Origin of the sequence: Kribbella sp. (assembly GCF_035687465.1) — a bacterium.
Lineage (GTDB): Bacteria > Actinomycetota > Actinomycetes > Propionibacteriales > Kribbellaceae > Kribbella.
Genome location: NZ_DASRXP010000694.1, coordinates 1 through 5,385 on the forward strand (window position 1 = coordinate 1; position 5,385 = coordinate 5,385).

The 5,385-nt window shown below is 62.7% G+C and carries 5 protein-coding genes and 1 tRNA gene; 1 reads left to right on the top strand and 5 read right to left on the bottom strand.

The genetic code is table 11. The features are described from left to right. From hsdR to VFG33_RS37690, 4 genes are all read right to left on the bottom strand, one after another. A partial coding sequence (gene hsdR, locus VFG33_RS37675) for an EcoAI/FtnUII family type I restriction enzme subunit R (RefSeq protein WP_325057816.1) occupies positions 1 to 2,274 on the bottom strand: 2,274 nt, incomplete at its 3' end. After that, on the bottom strand, positions 2,271 to 2,531 hold the full coding sequence (locus tag VFG33_RS37680) for a hypothetical protein (RefSeq protein ID WP_325057817.1): 261 nt from the start codon (positions 2,529 to 2,531) through the stop codon (positions 2,271 to 2,273). The genes VFG33_RS37680 and hsdR, both read right to left, overlap by 4 nt. Before the next feature lie 381 nt (positions 2,532 to 2,912). After that, positions 2,913 to 4,559: a GntR family transcriptional regulator gene (locus VFG33_RS37685; protein ID WP_325057818.1), complete on the bottom strand. Its 1,647-nt coding sequence runs from the start codon at positions 4,557 to 4,559 to the stop codon at positions 2,913 to 2,915. Positions 4,560 to 4,673: 114 nt separating this feature from the next. Further along, positions 4,674 to 4,747, bottom strand: a tRNA-Ile gene (locus tag VFG33_RS37690). A 175-nt stretch (positions 4,748 to 4,922) separates the two neighbouring features. Between VFG33_RS37690 and VFG33_RS37695 the strand changes: the two genes are divergently transcribed. Continuing rightward, a complete protein-coding gene (locus VFG33_RS37695; protein WP_325057819.1) occupies positions 4,923 to 5,063 on the top strand; it encodes a hypothetical protein in 141 nt (46 codons plus the stop codon). A 128-nt stretch (positions 5,064 to 5,191) separates the two neighbouring features. Here the strand turns inward: VFG33_RS37695 and VFG33_RS37700 are convergent. Continuing rightward, a partial coding sequence (locus tag VFG33_RS37700; protein ID WP_325057820.1) for a tyrosine-type recombinase/integrase occupies positions 5,192 to 5,385 on the bottom strand: 194 nt, incomplete at its 5' end.

Below are 5,385 nucleotides of genomic sequence, written 5' to 3' on the forward strand. Positions count from 1 at the left end.
TTGCACGACCTGCTCAGGCGGCCCGTCGAATTCCGGATCGCTGAAGAGCGCCGTGGCGCCGGAGTAGTCGATGATGTCGAAGGAGAGTTTGTCCTCGTCAGGGAAGAGGCGAGTGCCCCGACCGATCATTTGCTTGAACAGCGCCATCGAGCCCACGGGGCGGAACAGGACGATGTTGCGAACAGTGGGAAGATCGACTCCGGTCGACAGCATCTCTGACGTAGTTGCGATCACAGGCAGCGGCTTCTCCGTGTCCGCGAAATCACTAAGGTGACGCCGGCCGATATCGCCTTCTTCACTAACGATGCGCACAACGTAGTTCGGATGTTCCCTCGCCAAATCGGCGTTGGCGTTGTGCAGCGCACGTCTCATCTGGTCGGCGTGCTCCTGGTTGACGCAGAAGATGATCGTCTTTGCCCACCGGTCGGTGCGACCCAGATACTCAGTTAGGTGCTTTGCTGCAGCCTCGGTGCGCGACAGAAGCGAGACGACGCGCTCAAAGTCGTTTGTCGTATAAAGACCTACGGGGATCTCTTTACCATAGAGGTCTAGCTGCCCCTTGTCTGGGACCCAGCCGTAGGCGTCGGGGTTGAGCACGACACGACGGACCCGGTACGGAGCGAGGAATCCGTCCTCAATGCCGGTAGCAAGCGAATACTCAAATACCGAGCCACCGAAATAGTCATATGTGTCGACCGTCTCGTCACGCTTGGGCGTCGCCGTCATACCCAACTGTGCCGCGGGTGCGAAGTACTCGAGGATGGCTCGCCATGATGACTCGGTACGTGCGCTTCCTCGATGGCACTCGTCGACTATGATGAGATCGAAGAAATCCGGAGAATACTCCCGGAACATGCCATCAAGGCCGTCGCCGCTGTCTGCGAGTTGCTGGTAAAGGCCGAAGTAAATCTCACGGCCAAGCTTAGCCTCGCCGCGTAGCTTCCAGATCGGCGAGCCCGCGTCGACGCCAAACGCCGGCTTGAACTCACGCTCGATCGGCTGGTCAATGAGCACATTGCGGTCCGCCAGGTAGAGGATCCGCGGGTTACGCCCCGGGCGCCATGCGACGTTCCACAACTTCCAGACAATCTGCATGGCCACGAAGGTCTTGCCTGTGCCTGTCGCCATCGTCAGCAACAGCCGCTTGTCGCCGTTCAAGATCGCTCTGACTGAGCGGTTAATTGCCGTGCGCTGATAGTAGCGAGGTTCCTTAACCGAGCCGTCAGGGTTGTGTAGAGATCTGTTGAACGGGAACAGCGTGCCCTCGGCAACGATTCCGTCGTCGATGCCGCACCACTCACGGTATCGAGCCCAGAGCATATCCGGGGAAGGGAAACCGACGAGGTCGTCGCGTTCGTGGCCGGTGTGGCTATCGTCCTCGACGATTCCCTTGCCGTTGGTCGAGTAAGCGAAGGGAACGTCGAGGCGGGCTGCGTAGTTCTTAGCCTGCTGCAGGCCCTTGCCCGGGATTGAGTACCACCGCTTGGCCTCAACAACGGCAATGGGCAGCCCGGGTCGGTATTCGAGGACGTAGTCGGCTCGCAACGGATTCGCTCGTCGGTGTTTCTTTCCTACGCTGACAATCCGGCCGTCGGTGATTCGGTACTGCTCGAGGATTTGAGCGTCGTCCCAGCCAGCCGCCTTCAGCCTCGGCACGACGTAGTCACGGCAGGTGTCCGCTTCCGTCGGTCCCTGGCGAGAACCTGGAATCGGCCGGCCTCCTCCCGGCGGATCGGTGTTGTCACCCCTGAGTCGCGCGCGCAGGGCTTCGCGCACGATCTCGCTGACGGAAGTGGATTCAACCTCCGCACGGCGTTCGATGGCAGCCTTGAGCTCAGGGGGCATTCTGACCGGGACGACCTCGGCGCGAGTGCGGGTACGTTGGCGCCGCAGCGCGCTCGCGTCGTAGCCAGCCGCGGCTTCCGCCGCGAGGTTTGCGATCTCTGTGTCAGTCATCGATCGGCCAGACACTGTACGCAGATCAGCATCAGTCCGCGGCTCGGTCTCGAGGTAGATGCGTAACGCATCCCGGACAAGCTCGCTGAGGGATGTGCTTTCCACCCGAGCCTGCGCCTGTACGGCAGCGTGCAACTCTGCATGCAGACGCACAGGAACGACTACCGCAGGAGCAGAACCCAACCGAGGACGGCCTGGTCGCTTACTCAGCTCCTCGGTGTCGTAGCCGCGCTCGGCCTCGTCCGCAAGGGCCTGGACATCGGCGTCAGTCAGGATTCGGCCTGTCTTGGTCCGGTACACGTGGGCTTCGTCGCTCATACTTCGCCTCCCATCGGGAGCAACTTGAAATAGGCCGCCTGGCACTTCTTGGCGTGCCAGATCAGCAGGACGTCATCAGCAATGTCGCCGCCAATCAGTTCAAGGAGGTTGCCGGCGCCGTCGGGACCGATGATCAGCCGCTTGGGCGGGTCGTTGTCCTCGTCGATCATGGCGTCGTACAACGCCAGGTCGTAGGCGTGTGATATGTCCTCGATTGAGCATCCATGCTTCAACGCGGACTGATGGACCCGAAGCACATCGGATAGTGTAATACGAAATTCGCCCTCACCGACAAGGTCGACGTCCCGAACAGCAAGTACGGGGGCCAGCTGCCCGGCCGTCGGAACGAGTGCAACTACCGACGGGGTCGAGCTAGCCACAGGGCGTAGCCCTCGGGCTACCAGTCCCGACCCGGGGTCGTCGGGGACTGATTTGGGGACTGAACTCCAGGTGAAAGGACCATGCCAGAGTGGTCGCCGAGCGCACTGGAGTCGGCCAACGATGGTCGAGTTCAGGCGTGCTGACTCAGTCCGTCCCCCTTCTAGTCCGTTGGTCGCAGGTTCGAATCCCGCCCCGCGCATCGATCGCTCGGATCCGCACTTGCGGCGGAACGCGTCCCCTGGGCCCAGCCGCTAACGCTAAGGTCTGAGCTTGGTGACAGTAGCCAGCGGTTGATTGTCGCTCGCGGCCTGGGCTCCGACCACTGTCGCTCGAACACCGCGGGAGGCCTTGACCACCCCGGCTGAGACCAAGAGCGCGACGGCACGGTGGGCGGTGCTCGGCGCGACCCCGTACCGCTCGGCGAGAGCCTGCTCACTGGGTAGAGGATCGCCTGGCCTCAGGATTCCGCTGTCGACGGCTCCTCGAAGGTCTGCCGCGATCCGCTGGTACGGCTGGAGGGCGTCGTCAGTCGTACTGGGAAGCGTCGGGCGCTTAGATGGCTCATCGGCTCCGCTCGTCGTTGGTCGAGGAGGCATCCGACCTGTGATCGGCCCGGCGGCTCGTTGGTCCGCTTCTGACGCTCTCGCTGTGTAGACCTTGAGCGTTGTAGTCCCGCCGCCGCCGTGCCCCAGGCGGGCGGCGACCATACCCAATCTGTGGTTTGCGTAGATCAGTTCAGTCGCGTTGTAGTGACGCATGTTCTTGATCGAGGTGGCGATCCCCAGTCGCTTCGCGAGGCGCGCGAAGCGCTTCGACACAAAGTTGAGGTCCTGAGGGCGGCTTCCATCCGGCACCGGGGAGAACATGTAGCCGGCGGAGTCGAACTCCACGCCGACGGCGTCGACACGCTGGCGAGCGCGGGCTTCAAGCTCGTCGAGAACCGTGTCCGTTTCGGGATCGAGGACCAAGCCGCGCTGTTGGTGCGTCTTGGTGTCCTTCTCTGCCAGCTTCCCATCTTCGTCGTAGTAGAGCGCTCGCCGGACTCTGAGAACGGACGGTTCACCATGATGGTGTCGCTCACGGTCGTTCCAGCGCAGCGCACACATCTCTCCGCGTCGTTCACCTGTTGTGGCTTTCAACCACAGGAACGATCCCCAGTCCGGATCTTCGTCCCATGCCGCGAGGATCAGTCTCGCAATCTCGTCGGGCGTGGGCGGCCGGGGATCCGGTATGGGCAGACCCGGCTTGTCGGCTTGTTCTGCCGGGTTGACCGAGATCCATTTCCACACAACGGCGCGGTCGAGCGCCCCGCTGAGGATCCAGTGGATTTGCCGGATTGTGGACGCACTCAATCCCCTGCAGTGGTGGGGTTTGCACATTCGCCGGCAGCGGCCGCAGCCTTGGGGATTGTTGCGTAGGCACCGATCGCCCTCGTGCTCGTCGCACTGGTGCGGTCTGTCGGTTCGATGCTCGATGTACTTGCGTCCGCGGCAATGAGCGCGGCAGGTGCGCAGCTGGGCGTAGAAGGAGTCCAAGGTCTCGATATCGAGCCGGGTCAGGTGCTGGGATCCAAGCAGTGGCTTGATGTGGTTCTCGTACTTCGACTTGTAGCCGCGCAGGGTCTGGGTGTCGACGTCGAGAACGTCGAAGTACTTGGCGATCAACTGGTCGACGGTCGCGCGGGTCTTCGGGTTGCGCTTCTCGTCAACCTCATTGAGGAATTTGGTACGAGCCTGCTCCGCCAACTTCTCCTGGCGTGGGCCTGCAGGAATGGTGTCCGTCAGGTACAGCTTCTTCTTCGACACGGGGTCGATGCCGGCGTACACCCGCACCCGCAGCGAGCCAGAAGGGAGCGGCTCGATCTCACCACGGGCCCGTTTCTGTCGCTTCAACTGCGCTGCCATGGAGACAAGGTTAGACCGATTTTGCACCGCTGGCTCCACACGTGGCTCCATGGGCCGCTGAGTCGACGCCGCAGGCAGGACCAGAACATTGCCCTGACCTGCGACATCTTGGTGTGGGGCGGGCGGGACTCGAACCCGCGACCCAGGGATTATGAGTCCCCCGCTCTAACCAGCTGAGCTACCGCCCCCGTGCGCCGTGTGGGACGCCGTCGGGTGATGTTATCGGGTTCCTGTCCCGGGATAGTACGACGGTGGGTGGGGTTCGTCTTCAGAAACCAGGGGTGGGTCAGGGGTGTGACGGAGCGGGTGGTGACCGGGGACGAGGGATGATGGAGGCCGGGGCTAGTTAAGGAGACGTGTTCGATGTTCTGGATCATCGTGTTGGTGCTCGTTGCCGCAGTGGCGGCGTACAGGTTCCGAGTGCCGTTGATCGCGAAGCTGACCGGGCAGCCGCAGCAGCGTATTCAGCGGGCGATCGACAAGCGCAAGGGGAACCGCAACTGAGAGCGGTGAGCTGAGCTCTCAGCGTTGCCTGAGGTACGGGAAAGGCCGGTTCCAGGAATGGAACCGGCCTTGTGTGCTTGCTCCCGCGACTGGACTCGAACCAGTAACCTGCCGTTTACTTGTCCGTCTCACGCCGCGGTCACCCCCGCGACAGCGGCACGCAGAGCCCCGTCCGGAGTCGCGACATACCGGGCGGTCGTCTCAGGCTTCGAGTGGCCGAGCAGCTCCTGCACAGCCCGTAGATCGCGGTCGACCGCGTACGCCGCAGACGCGAACCGGTGCCTCAGCGAGTGCCCCGTCCAGTCGCCGAGCAGCAGCCGCG

Bases quoted from the DNA above. Each gene is read 5' to 3' on its own strand.
- VFG33_RS37685 (WP_325057818.1), bottom strand. From the start codon at position 4,559: ATGGCAGCGCAGTTGAAGCGACAGAAACGGGCCCGTGGTGAGATCGAG.
- VFG33_RS37695 (WP_325057819.1), top strand. From the start codon at position 4,923: ATGTTCTGGATCATCGTGTTGGTGCTCGTTGCCGCAGTGGCGGCGTAC.